General features: G+C 46.6%; 14 protein-coding genes. 2 read left to right on the forward strand and 12 right to left on the reverse strand.

All coding sequences use genetic code 11. From position 1 onward, the window contains the following. Positions 1–52 precede the first annotated feature (52 nt). Together J3P40_RS14205 and J3P40_RS14210 are read right to left on the reverse strand one after the other, a co-directional pair. Positions 53–616, reverse strand: coding sequence for a GNAT family N-acetyltransferase (locus J3P40_RS14205; protein ID WP_256006821.1), 564 nt, complete (start codon positions 614–616; stop codon positions 53–55). 28 nt (positions 617–644) lie between these two features. After that, complete coding sequence (locus J3P40_RS14210; protein ID WP_256006822.1) at positions 645–812, reverse strand: hypothetical protein; 168 nt, start codon at positions 810–812, stop codon at positions 645–647. Between the two features lie 108 nt (positions 813–920). Here J3P40_RS14210 and J3P40_RS14215 point away from each other — a divergent pair, with 108 nt between their 5' ends. Beyond that, positions 921–1,991 (forward strand): sensor histidine kinase, encoded by a 1,071-nt coding sequence (locus J3P40_RS14215; protein WP_256006823.1) that lies wholly within the window; start codon positions 921–923, stop codon positions 1,989–1,991. Next, positions 1,988–2,716, forward strand: a complete 729-nt coding sequence (locus tag J3P40_RS14220; RefSeq protein WP_256006824.1) for a LytR/AlgR family response regulator transcription factor — start codon at positions 1,988–1,990, stop codon at positions 2,714–2,716. The genes J3P40_RS14215 and J3P40_RS14220 overlap by 4 nt, the downstream gene beginning before the upstream one ends. 62 nt (positions 2,717–2,778) lie before the next feature. Here J3P40_RS14220 and J3P40_RS14225 read toward each other — a convergent pair whose 3' ends face one another. The 10 genes from J3P40_RS14225 to J3P40_RS14270 form a co-directional block, all read right to left on the reverse strand. Continuing rightward, positions 2,779–5,619 carry a lantibiotic dehydratase gene (locus tag J3P40_RS14225; protein ID WP_256006826.1) on the reverse strand — a complete coding sequence of 947 codons (2,841 nt, stop codon included), beginning with the start codon at positions 5,617–5,619 and terminating at the stop codon, positions 2,779–2,781. Positions 5,620–5,962: 343 nt separating this feature from the next. Further along, positions 5,963–8,011, reverse strand: coding sequence for a conjugal transfer protein MobC (mobC, locus tag J3P40_RS14230; RefSeq protein WP_256006827.1), 2,049 nt, complete (start codon positions 8,009–8,011; stop codon positions 5,963–5,965). A 2-nt stretch (positions 8,012–8,013) separates the two neighbouring features. Next, positions 8,014–9,240, reverse strand: a complete 1,227-nt coding sequence (locus J3P40_RS14235) for a relaxase/mobilization nuclease domain-containing protein (protein WP_256006828.1) — start codon at positions 9,238–9,240, stop codon at positions 8,014–8,016. Between the two features lie 23 nt (positions 9,241–9,263). Then, positions 9,264–9,671: a plasmid mobilization relaxosome protein MobC gene (locus J3P40_RS14240; protein WP_256006829.1), complete on the reverse strand. Its 408-nt coding sequence runs from the start codon at positions 9,669–9,671 to the stop codon at positions 9,264–9,266. Between the two features lie 177 nt (positions 9,672–9,848). Beyond that, a complete protein-coding gene (locus tag J3P40_RS14245; protein ID WP_256006830.1) occupies positions 9,849–10,025 on the reverse strand; it encodes a hypothetical protein in 177 nt (58 codons plus the stop codon). Positions 10,026–10,108: 83 nt separating this feature from the next. After that, positions 10,109–11,572: a leucine-rich repeat domain-containing protein gene (locus J3P40_RS14250; RefSeq protein ID WP_256006831.1), complete on the reverse strand. Its 1,464-nt coding sequence runs from the start codon at positions 11,570–11,572 to the stop codon at positions 10,109–10,111. A 61-nt stretch (positions 11,573–11,633) separates the two neighbouring features. Continuing rightward, complete coding sequence (locus J3P40_RS14255) at positions 11,634–12,101, reverse strand: JAB domain-containing protein (protein ID WP_256006833.1); 468 nt, start codon at positions 12,099–12,101, stop codon at positions 11,634–11,636. An 835-nt stretch (positions 12,102–12,936) separates the two neighbouring features. Then, positions 12,937–13,641, reverse strand: coding sequence for an ABC transporter ATP-binding protein (locus J3P40_RS14260; protein ID WP_256006835.1), 705 nt, complete (start codon positions 13,639–13,641; stop codon positions 12,937–12,939). Positions 13,642–13,649: 8 nt separating this feature from the next. Then, on the reverse strand, positions 13,650–15,056 hold the full coding sequence (locus tag J3P40_RS14265; RefSeq protein WP_256006836.1) for an ABC transporter permease: 1,407 nt from the start codon (positions 15,054–15,056) through the stop codon (positions 13,650–13,652). Continuing rightward, on the reverse strand, positions 15,053–16,471 hold the full coding sequence (locus J3P40_RS14270; protein ID WP_256006837.1) for an ABC transporter permease: 1,419 nt from the start codon (positions 16,469–16,471) through the stop codon (positions 15,053–15,055). Before J3P40_RS14270 ends, J3P40_RS14265 begins: the two co-directional genes overlap by 4 nt.

The following is a 16,471-nucleotide window of genomic DNA, read 5'->3' on the forward strand; positions in this document are numbered from 1 at the left end:
GTTTTGTTCCGCCGGCACAACGGAGTTATCCGAGCGCCGGCAGATTAGTAAGTCATCTTTTAAGAAAATACAACCGATACCCCAGGTCTAACTGATCATAAATGCGGAAACCAAATCGCTGATACCAGGGGATATTTTGCTGCGTTGAGGTTTCCAGATACAGTGCGAGGTTCATCGATTCAGCATCTGCAGTCAATTGTTCCAAAAGCGCCGAACCAAGTCCGTTTCCGGCCATTCGCGGATCGACCCCAATAAACCATAAATAATAAAACGGCTCAATGGGATGACGCTTTTTAATCAGCGACTCTCTACGAAGGACGTTCCAAAGACGCCGGATGCCCACTACCTGAAAGGCCAGCTTGAGATCTAAAAAAATACGCCTAACCGATGTTTTGTTTAGATGAGGAAATAAAACGAGCGCACAACAATTCCTGTCCAGACTAAGCACAAACTTCCCTTGCTCCTCGCAGACGGCGACGGCGTATTCCATCAAACCTCGGATCTTTCGAGACTTTTTTGGTCCATCCGGAATCATATAAGTGACGCTGAGATTGGTTTTAAACGCCTCTGTCAGAATTTCGATTATTCGCGCTCTATCCCTGTTTTCCAGTGCCATAATTTTGCATTTTATTCCCTGACCTCAACTACTTTTCTCGCCTTTCACGATGGTCCCGGATCGTAAAGATATGGGTCATTGTGCTTGTTGCCAAAGTCGTCGTAGGATCTTGCTGATGACCAGCCGTCCCATCGTCTTCCATTTCAAAAACCACCTCGATCTCAGGCAGGATTTGTTCATATTGCTTCTTTTTCATAGTGTTTTTTTTGAAAAATTAGCGGATATGGGACGAATGCTAAATTACGTTATCCGAGCATCCCGAAATATTATCTAAAAGTGCTACATTGCCGATGTCAACCCTATTATGACCTTAACGACTCGCTCCAAAGTACTTTTAAGGCATATCTTAGCCATAATTGCCTACTTCAGTTATGAAGTCGGTATGCTGTATGCCTATACCGGAGAAATGGTTTACTTTACAGACGCGCTGTGGCACCTAATGGTCAACCTTTGCTTATTTTATACCATAGCACTCACCATCCTACCGGCAGCGAACCGGCAGGATAGTCAGGTAACTCGTATCGCTATCGGCGCTGTTTTGCTACTGCTGGCCTTTCTGGGCTTCTTCGTATTGAAATATCTACTTAGCCAGCTCTACGCACTATTCAGCGTAGAAACAACCCGACCCTACGTGGAATTTCTAGGCTTCCTCCGTGATACGCTGTGGCGTTTCATTAATATTTCCGGCCTGAGTTTCGGCTATTGGTTTGCCGCAAACGCACTTGAGAAACAGCGCGAAGTGGCGAACCTCGAGCAGCAAAGGCTAACCGAGCAACTGATCCATGAAACCGCAAGGCGCGAGCTGATCGCTATCGAGAATGACCTGCTGAAATCAAAGATTAATCACCATTTCTTGTTCAATACGCTAAACTACCTGCGAAACACCATAAAGAAGGTCGATATGAAAGCTGGAGAGGCCCTGCTGGGGCTGTCAGATATCTTTCATTACACATTGAGCACGCCCGCTGATGGTCGCGTAAATCTATCGGAGGAGCTCAACTATGTCCGAGCTGTGTTTAACATCAGCAAGCTGAAATCGCGTGGCAATCTTTTTGTTGATTTCTCTGTTACAGGAGATCCGGGTAACCTGCAAATTATCCCTTTGGTGTTAATTACCCTTTGCGAAAATATGTTGAAGTATGCTGAACTCTCCGATCCGGATCATCCTGCGCGCTTTGAATGTGTAATAAATGACCAGACGCTTAAGATCAATATTTCCAACAAAAAGCGAGCGCAGAAAAATCCTATAAGTTATGGGATTGGCATGAGAAACACCGAAAAAAGACTTGCACTGGCTTACGGTGACAGTTATCACTTGAAAATTAATCAAACGTTGGAACGTTATCAACTCACGCTAACCATTCACCTTTTATGATTCAGTTTACAGCCATTGTGGTAGACGATGATAAAGATGACATTGAAAACATCATCGAGTATATCGCTAAGGTGCCTTATATACGGCTTATCGGATCGTTCGAGAACCCTGTAGAAGCTCACGCTTCCTTAACGGGGCAACTGCCACCGGACATTGCATTTTTAGACATTGAGATGCCCGAACTGTCAGGACTGGCTTTAGCAAATTTGTTCGCGAGGCAGACAGAGATTATCTTTGTATCCGGTCACCCGCAATTCGCGTTAGCGGCTTTCGGAATTCATGCAGCCGGCTATCTGTTAAAGCCATTCGGTTTTGAGAAATTCCTCGAAACCGTTCAGCATGTGTGCGGAAAAATACGTTCGCCGCATTTCCAGTCCCCCAAACCTGAGCAGTTGCTGCTCAAGACCAGTCTGAAAGGCAAATATATCAGCTTGAGAAATGATGATATCATCTATATAGAGGCCATGGGAAATTACATCAAACTTTTCACCGCTACTTCAAATACCCCTTCCGTTGTCTATCTAACTTTAAAGCAAGCCCTTGAAAAGCTCAACAGTGCAAACATGATCCGGGTAAGCCGATCATTTATGATTAATCCCGCTTTCCTTGAGGCGATAGATGGGAATATGGTTATTCTGAAAAACGGCAAAAAAATTACTGTAGGACCCACTTACCGTGGTCAGCTTCAAAACTTCATCGACAAGTCGCTTATAAATAATACTTAAAGATTACAGGCTGGTGCTACAGGAAACATTTATCATGAGCTAAAAAAGTGATGGAACAGCCATCATTCCAGCATAGACGATTTCTGACTATGCAGTTTGGTCAGGCAGTACTTTAGTAACCAGTAATATACTTTCTTTTCAATATCCTCACCGATGACTACACTGAGCCTGTTGACATGCATATGTATCAGGTCCAATATTAGGGTGTCGTATTGTGGCTGTTGACGTACGGCTGCCTTAGCAGCAATCGCAGTGCAACTGTCAGATAATTCCTGCATTCCATGGATAGCCCCAATTTTCCGTGGGATTTCGATAAACTCAGATTTGTGATCCCGGTAATAACGATCAAGGTCGATCCGTTCGGTTTTGGTAAAATTGATGTTCAGAAGCGCGTTTCGGACAAAACCCAGTAGTCGTTGTGCATCCGGAAGAAATGCCGAGCAAATCATCAGAACCGAGGAAACGGCGGAAGCATATAACTCAGCAATTTGAAACTTTCGTTTAATCACATTCAACACCAGCCGGCTACTGCGACAAAATACCGATTCAACCTGGCCCATCCCAGCGAACCCATACCGATGGACTTCCGGCCGGTAGGTACCGATCAGGAAATCGGAGAGCAGCCCGGACTCTAGATACTGTCTGATCCAGCGGGTAACACAGTTATGCACATGGCTGAGATGCTTTTCGAGACATTTAAATCTAATTCGGAGGTGATCCTGCGGATCTGCATACCAAATGAAAAACCAGGTTGAAATTTGCTTATTGACTGATAATCGCTCGAGCATCTCCTGGAAGCCGGGGTCTGCGAGGAGCATATAGATAGTCTTTGGATGACCGTAAAGTTTATAGTATAACCAATCTTCACCGGGCAAATATCCTTTGAAATCGAGTGTTTGCGGCCTGGTGGAATCCCCCTTCTTATAAACCGGTTCTTTGTTGATTAGAAAGGCCAGAAATTGACTCGCGTACTGTTGATCGTCCGGGCTTCTTACGCCGTCTTGATCGTTGGGCTCGAAGTATTCCTGAAGGACAATTTTTCTCTGCCCGCCGATAAGCCGAAAAAAGTAGCTTAGAGATAAATCACAACCCAAATCAAATACAAGGAACTGATCCCCAGAATTCATCGCAAACAGCTTTGACATCCCGTTATTCTGTGCTATCTTCCTGAATTCTGCACGACCATTTTCAGTATCCGTAAACGTCCCCAGCAAACGATCATTCAAGATCCATTTTGCCGGCGAAAGTATTACGTTGTTAAAAACGATCCTCGGATAAAAGCTTAGCCCGGGGACAACATGTTCGGGATCAAAATGGAGATAGCTCCGGAGCCCCTGATGCTGAAGGTCAGCCAGGAACCGGAAAATGCTCAGATTGCTCAGCCGGTAATTATAAGCACTGGCAAGCCGGGGTATAACAGTGCGGTTAAGCCGCTTAGACCGCAAAACCAGTCTGTCTCCTACCAGTCGCACAAAAAGGTCATTCAAATGGATAACTTGATCCTCGGGTAAGCTTGATGCTGATAGAACCGGTATCTCGTAATCCCGCAGATGCCCCCGGCTGTTGATGGCATCCGTGCTACGGCTTCCCGCGAATACAATTTCCGCAAAAATTACCTCGCTATTGGTACTTTGCTCGATGGAGGTGATTTGCTTCAGCGCTGAACGAATGCCGGAGTGATGTGAAAATCTGCCTGCAAGATTGATCGCACTGCTGCCCCCAGCATATTCAAGGAGAAGTTGCTGATCTGCGGTTATACGAAACATTACCGAAATTGAAGGCGGATCAGTTAGTGAGCCATCTTTGTCCGGGAACGCCGCGAGGTCCTCTTCGTTAAGGGCAACTACCTGTTGCCGCTGTGCACTCGTCATCATCCGCTGGAGGATCGTAGAACTAAGCGACGACCAGTGATCACCCCCGAATTTTGAGCCCGAGTCCGCCCCTGCTCTTGCATAATGCTGATCCAAAGCCCGTCCGGCCTGGAGGTAGTCGACGCCAAGTTGGGGATCCAAAGCTTTCATTAGCGGAACTTCTGCAAGCTCAAATTTTTGGTAAAACTTCTTCTTAAAATCATCCATTGGGTCCTCAGGAAGGGGAATCATACACTTGAGTGCATGAATGGCGTCATAGATATCCTTTTGATATTTTGAATTCAGAGAACCTTGCTGCTGATGAAACGCAATAGCATACGTTTGAGAAATGCCGGTTTCTGGTAAACGCTGCTTTCGAAATTCACCGGTTACCCTAAATCCTTGATCGAACAATAACACCTGTGCATTGAGCAGTTGGTCAACCAGAAGAGACGAATCCTTTTGCTGCAAGTCTTCCGTAAGGAATTCAATCAGCTTTTCACGGTGCACAGGCGCCTGTGCAATGTTCAACAAGCGCTCCAGCGGCCGGCTTTTGAAAATAGACACTATCCGGAACGAAGTCCTTTCACCATCTCGCTCACGTCTGAATAGAAAACGGAAGTGATCTCCTACCACATAAAGTGTTGGATTAGCATATATCATATGACCCGGGTTAAACGCACCGCGATTATACTTGCGGGCAAAGTCCGGAAAACTAAAAACCTCCGCTGGTCCGAGACGGCAGAGCGATGTGGGACGATCAGACCATTTGGTTACTCCTACTGATGCGAAGGCACCAAAGGGTGTGGACCGGAATGACATTCTGTTATAATAGCGGTATACCGCCAATCCTAATTTTGGGGTCAGCTTTTCAAACCTGAAATTAAGCTTGCGCAGGGCAGTAAACAGATCTGGACTGGCGAGATGTAGTGCCTGTTGAAACTCCTTATCGAGCAACTGTCTACCTAAGTGACCAAGGCTAAATTCCGAGAGTGGCTTTGCGGGAGTCCTGATCAATAACGTGGGATCAAAATGGTAATTTTTAGGATTCATGACGCCGAAAATGACAAAAAATCCTGTACAACAATAATCACAAACCGCTATTTTGCAGCTATTTAAATAAATTCAGATCGCCTTCATCCATATCATTTCAAGCATTTAAAAAATAATTCCGCAACTTCAAATAAAACATGAAACGAAGCATGATCTACCATAATAACCATCAGGAAAGCTACCAGACCAGCTCAGCTGCCGACAAGAAACCTAGTGCAGCATAGACAATAGATCGTGCAAAAGATATGTCGAATCTGAGAATCTAGAGATAACCGGGCGGCGCTGCCCAGGCCCGCTATAGGCTATCTTTCAAATAGTGTCTTGGCAGAGCACCTGCGGACGTCTAATAGGATATCGATCTTTGCTCCGAGCCCTCCTTGGGAGGCTTCCTAGAAGAATTATTTCCCTTCGGTGTTTTTGTTTTTTTGCGCTTAACCGCTGCAGCATCTTTTGCCTTAGAGATAGAAACAAGTTCGTTTTCCACGATGTCCTGTATCTCCCGTCTCACCCGCAAATAGTTCTCGTGGACATCGTCAGAAGTAGCTTTTTGTGGTTTTGGAATGCTTTCAAATCCCGCCGCCTCTTGTGCAATTCCATCATGGTCATTCTGGATTTCTGCATGAAACATCTTCAGTTCGATCCTTTGGTCCGGATTATCAGCAACCATCCCGACAAATTCGCCCGAAGACAGACTTGAAATCCTTGCTGGCGGGATCGCGAAGTCCAATTGCTTGCTTTTAGATACAGACACGTCGGAACTGTTAATGCTCACCGATTCCCGGTCCTGCATAATCTTTCCGAAGGTTTCTGAAAGCCGTTTGGCCGTTTCGCCGGTTACCTGACCGGAAATGATATTGCCGACAATCCCTGTAATGACTTTGCTTTGATCCGATCCGTAATCTTTACTCAACTGACTGAAATCCTGTACGGCAAGCGTCGTACTCACCTTATTGCTTCTGGCTGTAGCGATCAGGCTATCCATATTGTTCAAAAAGATCGTCGGAAACTCATCAAAGATCAGACTGCTTTTGAGCTGCCCTTTACGGTTGACCAGCTTGACCATCCTGGAGATGTACAACGACAACACTGCACCGTAAGTTTGCAGCTTCTGAGGGTTGTTGCCGACGCAAATGATCTTAGGTGCTTTTGGATTATTGATGTCCAGCGTGAAATCATTCCCTGTTAACACGTAGTAGAGTTGCGGAGAAGCCAGCCTTGCCAGGCCAATCTTGGCCGAAGCGATCTGACCTTCTAACTGAGCAGCCGCTCCCTGTTCCAGTGCGGACACAAAAGGGCTGATCAGCGCCTGGATCTCTTTCTCCGTCTTCAAGACTGCGAACAGCCTTTCATAATCCAGTTGAATCAATTCAATCACGTGGGGCAGCGTGCAGTATCTACCGTCCCTGTATTTACGCAAATACCATATTACCGCCGTCACAAAATTAACCGCGCTTTCCACAAAGAAATCACCCTGTTTTTTAATCCAGTCACGGTTTAATCCCAGCATAATCGTCCGCGCCGATTCGGCTGCATCAGTAATGTCCTCCATACTTCCCGGATCCAGCGGATTGGCCCGGTGGTAAATTTCATCCAGGCTGATCACATAGAACTTGGGCTTCACCGGGTAATTGCTGCAGTACTTCAGCAGCTTGTTATATGCCAGCCGGGACAGGTCGTCAAACTTGAAATCATACAGGAACATAGAAAAGCCCTTTTTGATATGCTGGTCAATAATGTGTCGAACCACAAAATACGATTTACCCGCACCGGGCGTTCCGGCGATCAGCAGTCCCCTGAACGGATTGAGCACGTTGATCCAGCTGTCCTTTATTTTACCCTTCAGGTTATACTTTGCAGGGAGGTTGATGGAATACTCGTTTGCCAGCAGGCGTTCTTCCTGCGGAAAGGTCTCGCTATCCCGGTTGAAGATATCCTTATTCAACTTAAGCCTGATCAGTCTGCTCAGGCGCACACCTCCGGATAAAACGAGCAGATAGCCCGTAGTAGTCGTAATCATATATCCGCAGGCAACCAGGTTTATCGAAAAAGGCATGTATAAGGTCAGAAATGCCAACAGGTAAATCACCAGCCCACAGGCAAGCTGTAAAAGAGCGGGCTTGTATCTCGCTTTTTCATTCTTCTTCCCTTTGGTCCCAATTAACGAGATCAACAGACATAAAAGTGCCGCAAGCTTTGCTTTCCATAACCCCTGAAAGACCGGCAGCCGGTACATATTGCTGGCCAGGCGGTCTGAGATTTCGGAAACCAGTGTCCAAGCACTGAATGCCTGGTAACATATGATGTAGAGGTGGATGGCTAATATTGCGATACTGATCATCCTGGTCAGGTCAAGGATTTTTCTAAGTGCTTGCTTGTCTTCTCCGGTATCCATATTTATAGATTAAGTTCATGTGATTTACCCGCAGATTTTCTGCGCTTCCTTTTGCGTTTAGGTACTGCGATCCCTTCCTGAAAATGTGCTGATTTCAGCAGCGTCGCCAGTATACCTGTGTCTCCAGACTGCGCTGGTCGAGCCAGGTCAGCATGAGGGATGTGACGAACGCCTTCCATCAGCGTGTTTGTTATCCTCGCGGTCACGCCCTGCTCCTGGATGAATCGTGAAGCGATGGCCTGGGCGCTGTAAGCCTTTCCCAGGTCGCTGCCATTGAAGACAGCCTTTCTAGCGTGATCCACGAAGGTGATACCAAAGACCCGGCCTTCCGCATTCCTGCGAAAGACTGCCTCAATCCCCTGATCTGCCAGCAGCTGCTCGAACTTCTTTTGGCTCATTCGGGGGGTGCGTTGCAAGGTTTGATCCAGCCGTGCCTTTATTCCGGGCTTTAAGCCTCTCCGCCGCTGGTTGTTCTTTTCGAACTTCTTTTCCAGATTCCTCAGTGTCGCTCTACAATAAAAGGCGCTGGATTTGATCGGTACGCCTACAGGGCTTCCCTCGGCATCGGTAAGCGAATAGATCAGCCCTTTTTTATGGAACATTTCGGAACCTTCCTTACCGCGCAGGGCCACCACATTAAAACATTTCAGTGCAGCATTGTACTCGGCAAGAGAAGTAAAAGCGTAATCCCTGCTTACCGCCGTGATTACGTTACTCATCGCCCGCTTGGTAGGAAGTTTTCCATATCTGGCCTGTTTGAAGTCAGCCTTTTTAATGGGCGCCTGCACCTTTTGCCTGGCACTTTCCGCCTGAACCAAATTGAACTGAATCTCAATGGCCTTCCTTGCCGGTTCCGAAAACTGCCGGCCGATATTGTGCAGGTCTATGCGCTCGCCGCTTGCCGTAATGTTAGTGGTCGTAATATGGAGATGCTGGTGTGCGGCATCATCATGCCGGTATACCAAAAAGGGTTGATCCCCGAAACCGATCTTACACATATAATCGCCAGCGATTTGCTGAAGCATGAAATCATTCAGGTGCTCGCTGCTGTGGAAGTTCAGCGAAACGTGCACAGCATTGGTCTTTACGCTTGGCTTGAGTTCTGTCAGATGCCTGAACCTTTGCAGCTTCTGGTTAAAGTCCAAGCCGTCTATATCCGCCGCAAAGCCACTGGCCAGAATCAAGCTGGCCTCGCCTTTGGCGACCTTATTTTCATTGTAATGCAGCATACCTCTGATACTTTTGCCGGTTATTATTTTTGCAACCATCTCTCTGCCAGCAGCGTAATTATTGAAAGCAGGAGATCTACCTTAGCATCAACTTTCCTGTATAGGTCTGCAACCTGCATTACGTAATACGTCCTATGCCTTTCGGCTTTGTCCTGATTGAAACTGCGGGTGATCTGGTTGATGTTGACGCCAATGGCTTTGAGTTCCTTTCGTATCTGGGCAAGCTCCTCCATCACCGGGTTTAGCGTAACGTCCTTGTAAAAGCATTTGATGGGCCGATCGGACAGAATCTTCCTGGCCACCTCGCCTATCGTGCCGCAGTCGCTTTCTTTTCTTTTAGCTTCCAGCTTATCAAATACCGCTTTGGTCACCCGAATGATGATCGGGTTAGACAGCAGCTGGTCTTGATCTTTTGCTTTTTTTCTGGGCATATGATTGATATTCATCCACGTTCAGGATTTGCGAGTTCCGAAGCAAAGCCCCTGGCCACTAGGACAGCAAAGTGATTTTCGTATACGAAAATACATCTTTGCTTAGTCCACGCGGACTAAAAACGAGCTCGTTAAGACACTGCCGTTCTGAACGTTTTAACTACTTGAAAAGAGTTACTAAATGACTGAATAGAGGTTCCGACCAGCTATTATTTCCTCCGGTGACAGGCTGGCGCGAAGCTGTTGCCGGATCCTGCCCCTTGATATAACCTTTACTCTTTTAAACTTCAGGTGCGGGACAAAGTTGTACCGCCTTTCGTTTTCTTTGATGTGGGGATTTCTGTAGTTGCTCATGGCTCAATAAATTACGTTCAGCCAAAGTTGCCAACGACAAAGCTGCGAAAATCCCATGTGGGAGAAACAGACTGATAGCAAATCTATTTATCTTTTCCTACAAGAAGATCTGGTATACTAGGAAGCGCAAGCCAAGGGGCGACTATGTTGTATTTTCTGCCAAGTACTTGCAACAACTCCACGCCCTTTTTTGTACCAGACAAAGCTTTAGACCATTCTGATTCCGGATTATTAATTTGATCAAGAATGCGTCGCAATCGTTTAAATGGAGTTTTATTGACAGTTGTTGCATCAGCATTTTCATCAATTGATAGTAGCTCTGCATCAATAGCATTTAACTCTTCTTTTTGAACATTGCTCAGAGTGGAATCTAATGCGTTTTTCAATTCAAAGAGAATGTTTTGCAGATCAGGAATAGCGATTTTGAGATCCAAATTTGCGCTGGCCGTAGCAGTTGAATTCGAGTTTGAGACGGCGTTGATCAATATGGGCTGAGGATGGCTCTTATCAAACTCAATTATTCGCATGAGTCTGTTGACTTCACCAGTTAACATCTTATTTTCGAGATTTCTCAATTCAATTTGAGAACTTAAATGGCGAACTTGGTTTCTTAATTCAATCATCACAAGTTCTCTTTCGTTTGATGTCAACGACCTTTCAAAGACAGGATCGATTAATTCGACTTTTTCTTTGATAAAACCGACAAATTCAATTAAATATATCTGGATAAATTCTTTATCGGTTACCTGGCCGCTTATTGTAAGGCCGGTATCGTCACTCGAAACCTCAAGGTCAAAAACTTTACCCTTTGTTTTTTCGACAAACGAGTTAAAATAAATCAAGTACTGAAAGAATGCAGTTTTAAGCTCCTTTGCAAATTCAAAATGGCTATGAAATTTCCCAGAATCATTCGTGCTTCTTCTCGACAAGCTCATAAAATGTCTTAGAACTGGAACTACTGCATTTTTGCCCGTAACGTTGATTTTTTTATTGCCTTCCAAAAGCTGTATCGGATTTCCAGTTAATACCAGGGTCCGCAAATTGAATAGATCAATCATTCCGCCTGGGAGATTTTTGATTTGATTATTTGCAAGGTCTATCGATGTCAGTGCCGTAACTCTGGTAATTGATTCTGGTACGGCCGAAATCTTATTAGATCCAATTGTTAAGGTTTTTAAATTTGATAGCTGCTCGATTTCATCCGGAATGGTCTCAATCTGGTTGCCTGTCAAATTAATTAATTCCAATTCACGCAGTTCAAATAAAATCGGCGGAATCTCCTTAAACAGGCATCGGGTAGCGTTAAAGTGCCGAAGGTTTGTCAGCTCCTTAAATCTTTCAGGTAATGACGAGATTGGATTCATCCCAATCGACAGAAACCGTATTCCTTTAAGTTCGAAAACTTCATCAGGGATGTGATCAAGTTTTAGCCCCTTTAAGCTCAAAGTTGTATTGCCTGGATTATTTTTCCAATTTGAAATTCTGGTCTTCAAAATTTCCAACCCCTCTTCCATTGTTTCGGGAGGTACTGCTTTCTGTTTAGCCATGGCGATTAATTCTAAGGCTAAGATAATTTTAGTTTCTGGAAATTAGAAGAACTTTGTATATCTAGATTAATCCCTCATCACCAAACGAAAAGAACTGATCCAGCGAAACAATCAGATGGTCCAGCAACGGCAACTCCAAAGCCTTACCAGCTACTACCAACTTCTTAGTAATAGCAATATCTCCATCGCTCGGTCTAAGATTCTCAGATGGATGGTTATGCGCAATGATCACCGAAGATGCCGCGCATTTCAACGCAATACCGAACACCACCTTAGGATCAACTACCGTACCCGAATAACCACCACAAGATATTTCCTTAATCCCAATCACACGGTTAGCCCTATTTAAGACCAGCATGAAACACTGCTCCTGCAAACTGATCAAATCCTTATCCCAATACGCCATAAATACCTGATAAGCATCCCTCGATTGAGATATTTTTGGTCTGTCGCCAGCCTTATAATTTGGCCTGTACGATACCTGAATTTCGGAAACCTGGAACATTGGATTTACTTTCTGCGCTTTCATCAGTTACATTTTTAAATTGAAAAATTTGATTAATTGCGCGTTCCCCAGCCGTAGGCCGAGCAAGCAAAAAATGCAGCGGAATAAATGGACAAGAGCGCAAAAGCCGGAGGGTTTATGCCGAACAATTTTTGCGCCCTGAGGCCTTGCGGCTAACTTGGTGCCCATTAATAAAAAAAAACACGCTCCCTGGCCCCTTCAGATCATCCCATTTGAGGCTTTTGATAAATCGTAGAGCAGTGCCTTCTCACAAGGGAGAAAATGAAAACAGGTATCTCCCACCGTTATTTGTGACGCCGGGAAACCCATCGAACGTGAGAATGGTGACAAATTTCAGGGTAAGCGGCGGTAGCCGGTCATGATTTGTGACAAATACTAAAAAGTACCGCCTTGTGAGTGCTGAAGGCATGTTTCTTCTTCAACTGGATTGATCGGTCCGAACGCTACATGTCATTTATTGGAGGAGCTATGACCTTTTTCACATATATCCACATATACGCTTTTTCGGTTGTATCTGCGCAAACATAAAGGCGTTTTCCGACTATCCAAAAAAATGAGCACCTTCCTGGCCGTCCTAGTTCTTTGACGGGCTGAGGGAGCGTCAAATAAACTAATCTGCAACCAGTCAGGTGCTCACCAGACTTCCCTGCAATCGTCGTGATTTAAAACGAATCAACTGTCGATCTGACCTTCGTGATGTTATGATGCGAACCTAAGACGCGAAGCTCAAAGTGAGTTGGTTTCTGATTTTAGCGCTTCATACTAAAAAAAAAAATGCCAGGAAAAAAACGGTTGCCAACTTCAATGTCATTGTGGATGCATTTTCATTCAGTTAGCACTAAATCGTCTCCATATACAATTGTTGCAAACCATCCGCTGTAATTTGGCTGGTAGGCAACTGGTGCACGAGTTGTCCCTGGCGCATGATTCCAATCGTGGTACCAAGGTTGACCGCCCCAAAAATATCATGAGTAGCCATGAGAATCGCCCGGCCTTCGGACGCCAGTTCCTTGCATAGCTGCGTGAATTCAGCCGAGGCCTTGGGGTCAAGGCCACTGGTCGGTTCGTCCATCAGAATTGCTTTGGCATTTTTGGCCAGTGCGATCGCAATGCCGACCTTCTGCCGCATCCCTTTAGAATACAATTTCAAATGTTTATGGTGAGCTTCAGACTGCAAGCCAGCGCGGTGAAGCAAATCTGTCAATTGCGGTCCAGAATGCCTTATCCCGGCAAGGCGGCTGAAGAAATCAAGATTCTCCACGGCAGATAAATTGCCGTAGAGTTGTACAACTTCAGGGATATAGGCCAGATGTGCCCGGGCAACCTCCGGCTTCTCATGCACTTCAATGTTATTAATCCTGGCAACACCTTCCGTGGGATCGATGAGTCCAAGAAACAAATTAATGGTCGTTGTTTTTCCTGCACCGTTTTGTCCCAGCAGGCAATAGATTTCGCCAGCCCGGACACATAAATTAAGCTTATTTAAAGCATGGTGCTGATGGTAAGTTTTGCTAAGGTCTATAGCTTCTAATATAATTGACATGTGTTTTTCTATTTAGTTGATCGACTGGTTTTTTCAGAAACATAGATACCGAGAACGATAAATCCCGCGCTCAGGAGCAGTAACGGCGAAAGGCCCGCCATCCACTGGCTTGCCAGGATATGAGGTTTTGGACTTCGGAAACCAGGCGAACCCACGAAAGCTTGCCGGGTAAACGCTTCTTTGGACAACCTGTAATAATTGACGTGATCCATTCTGGCGATTTGAAATGCAGCGGCCGCTCTGCGAAAACGGACAAAATCACTGGCTTCGCTGCCCCCCAGCCTGTTGAACAGGAACTGCGCGGCAAAGCCTGGATTGATGGCAGTGAACCATCTTAGTGTTTCTTCTTCGCTGAGGATATGCTCATCTCTTTGGCTTCCTACCTCGCTGAGCCTTGAGGCAAGAATGGTGTAGTAGCTGATTGTTTTGATTTCGCGTTCATCGCTGAGATCGTAGCTCTTCCAGGCCGGCCTCAGCATAACCAGCGTATCCCGCAACTTATCGGGGTCCATGCCCCATACGCGGTAAGAGAATTCGCGCTCCACCTCGGCCATTTCAACACCATGAAGATCTGCCTTGGACATGCCGCGATGGATCAATGAGGGAACCAGGAATAGAAAAAGTATCCAGACGCTGACCATCACCAGTGCACTTAACGAGGAAGTCCGTGTGAGATTCACAATGAAAAAGCACAGGGCTGCCCAAAAAGTGAGATAGATCAGCGTAACGAGCATCCAGACCAACGCTTCGATTGTCCACAGCGCGTCTGTAAGCATCGCTCCTGCTGCGCTAAGCAAGAGCGCCAGGAAAGTAACGGCCCCAGCACGAAAGAAGATCCGCCAGGCGCTGACCCACCATTGCGGCCTGCCCTGAACGACGATGAGTTTGTCGGCACCAGTTTGGCGATCTTCCCCCACCACATCATGCGTGCATGCAATAATCAGCAAAGGGAAAAGGTAGATGATCACGAAGGAAAGATCAAAGTTTCCCGCTTTGAGCTTCGCGGGGTTCCTGATCTCGGAAGTCTTGCTGCTGTAGATACTTTGTGCTATCCAGGTATTGTAGTAAAAAATATTGTTGTCTGCCTGCCCAATGGCCATGGCTTGCAGTGGTGCCGGCCTTTTAACCGCAGGGACCTGCAAAGCATACTCGTTCAAGAAAGGGTCACGGGCACTTTTATAGTCCTTTTTGCCCTGCTCGCTCACGGTATCAAGGATCCGAAATTTTCCCAGTTGGGCGTTAACCCGGGATCGGTAGGCCGTATCTATCTGATAGGCCGTTCGCACCTGGTCGGTTCTAAACTCATAACCACAGTAAAGCCCATAGGCGCCTATAAGCAGCATCGTCAGCCAAGCGGCCACCAATACCTTGCTACGCAGCAGCCGCTTCCACTCATAAATAAATATTCCTTTCATCGCGCAATTTTGATACGGTTAGCAGTTAGGTTAATTAACAGAAACAGGCCGGCACACCACAATAGTAGCGAGAGCAGTTCCGGAACGTTATGCCTGATGGCCCAGGCCACACCCGGAGACCTGTAATGGAAGTCCCTGATCTTCTGCCAATAGTCAGCTTTCACCTTCCACTGCCAGTCACCGGTCTTGCTGCCCCCGTAGGCTTGCTCAAGATTCAGCTCCCGGATCAGCTCCCGGCGGTGGCCTTCGGCACGTTCACTGAAGTGGAAATGATGATACGTGTCAGTTCCGGCCAGGCTCATGCTCATACTTTGAATACCGGAAAACGGATTGATCAGGCTGCTCCAGGCGATCATCCGGTTCTGGCTTGTTATGCGTTGCTGGACGTTACCCAGATGCCGGTCATATACCTTATTGTGATACTCCTCATCCGCTTGCATGGTTAAGCCATCCAGGTTTACTGGTAGCTGTGCGGCGGAGTCCACCCGGTGAACCTTTAAAAGGCTATCCTGGAACTTTTTTGTGCGCTCATTCCGCGGATCGTGACCGTTGATGCCGTTTTTGTTGTCCTCTTTGATGCGTTGATCCAGCACGAGCCGTGTGGTCAGCGGATGGATCTGCTCACTCAAGTTGGCCAACCCTTTGGGCAACAAGATAAAACAGATCAGCCAGATAAACAGCAGCGGCAGCAATGCTGCTGAGGAGGTCCTGCTCAGGGCCGAAATGTAAATCGACCCAGCAGTTACCATCGCGTAAAACAAGCCGTAGAGCAGGAATAAAAGCAAAAGGCGCAGCACCGAGTCGGCGTCAGCAGAGGTGGCCGAAAAAACCCACAGTACCAGGATACTGACCACCAGGAAAGACAACCAAAGGAGCCAGTAAGCCAGGAACTTGCCCCACATGAGCTTCCTGAGGGTAGCTCCCTGGGTGAGCATCAGCGGCAGCGTGCCCTGCTCGCGCAACCGCGAGATTGCGTCATGGCAGACAAAGATGATCAGCAGAGGCAGTAATAACTGAAGAATAAGCCCAAGGTCCAGTTGCCCAAAGCGGATAAGTGAGCTGGACCGGTTTGCCGCAGAGAACATAAGTTCGTTCTGCTTATGGCCCTCAAGCCTGAGGGATAAACCGGTGAATGGGTTTACGCCCTGGTCGAATACGCTGAGCGTACTTACGGGCTTGTAAACAAAATGGCCATAATGCGCTGCACTGTGCGGATTTACCTCTCCCTGTTCCAGGAAACGACTCCGCATGTGTTGCTGCGCAGCTTCTCTGGACCGGTCGGACGCTGCAAAAAGCTGGTACGACTGCCAGACGGCAAAGACGGCAAGCACAAGAAGCACACCCAGCAATGCCTTGGCGATATTGCCCCTGAGCAGGTTGCGCCACTCGTTGATGATGATTGATTGAATTTTCAT

The sequence above is a fragment of the Pedobacter deserti genome (assembly GCF_024436415.1).
GTDB lineage: Bacteria > Bacteroidota > Bacteroidia > Sphingobacteriales > Sphingobacteriaceae > Pedobacter > Pedobacter faecalis.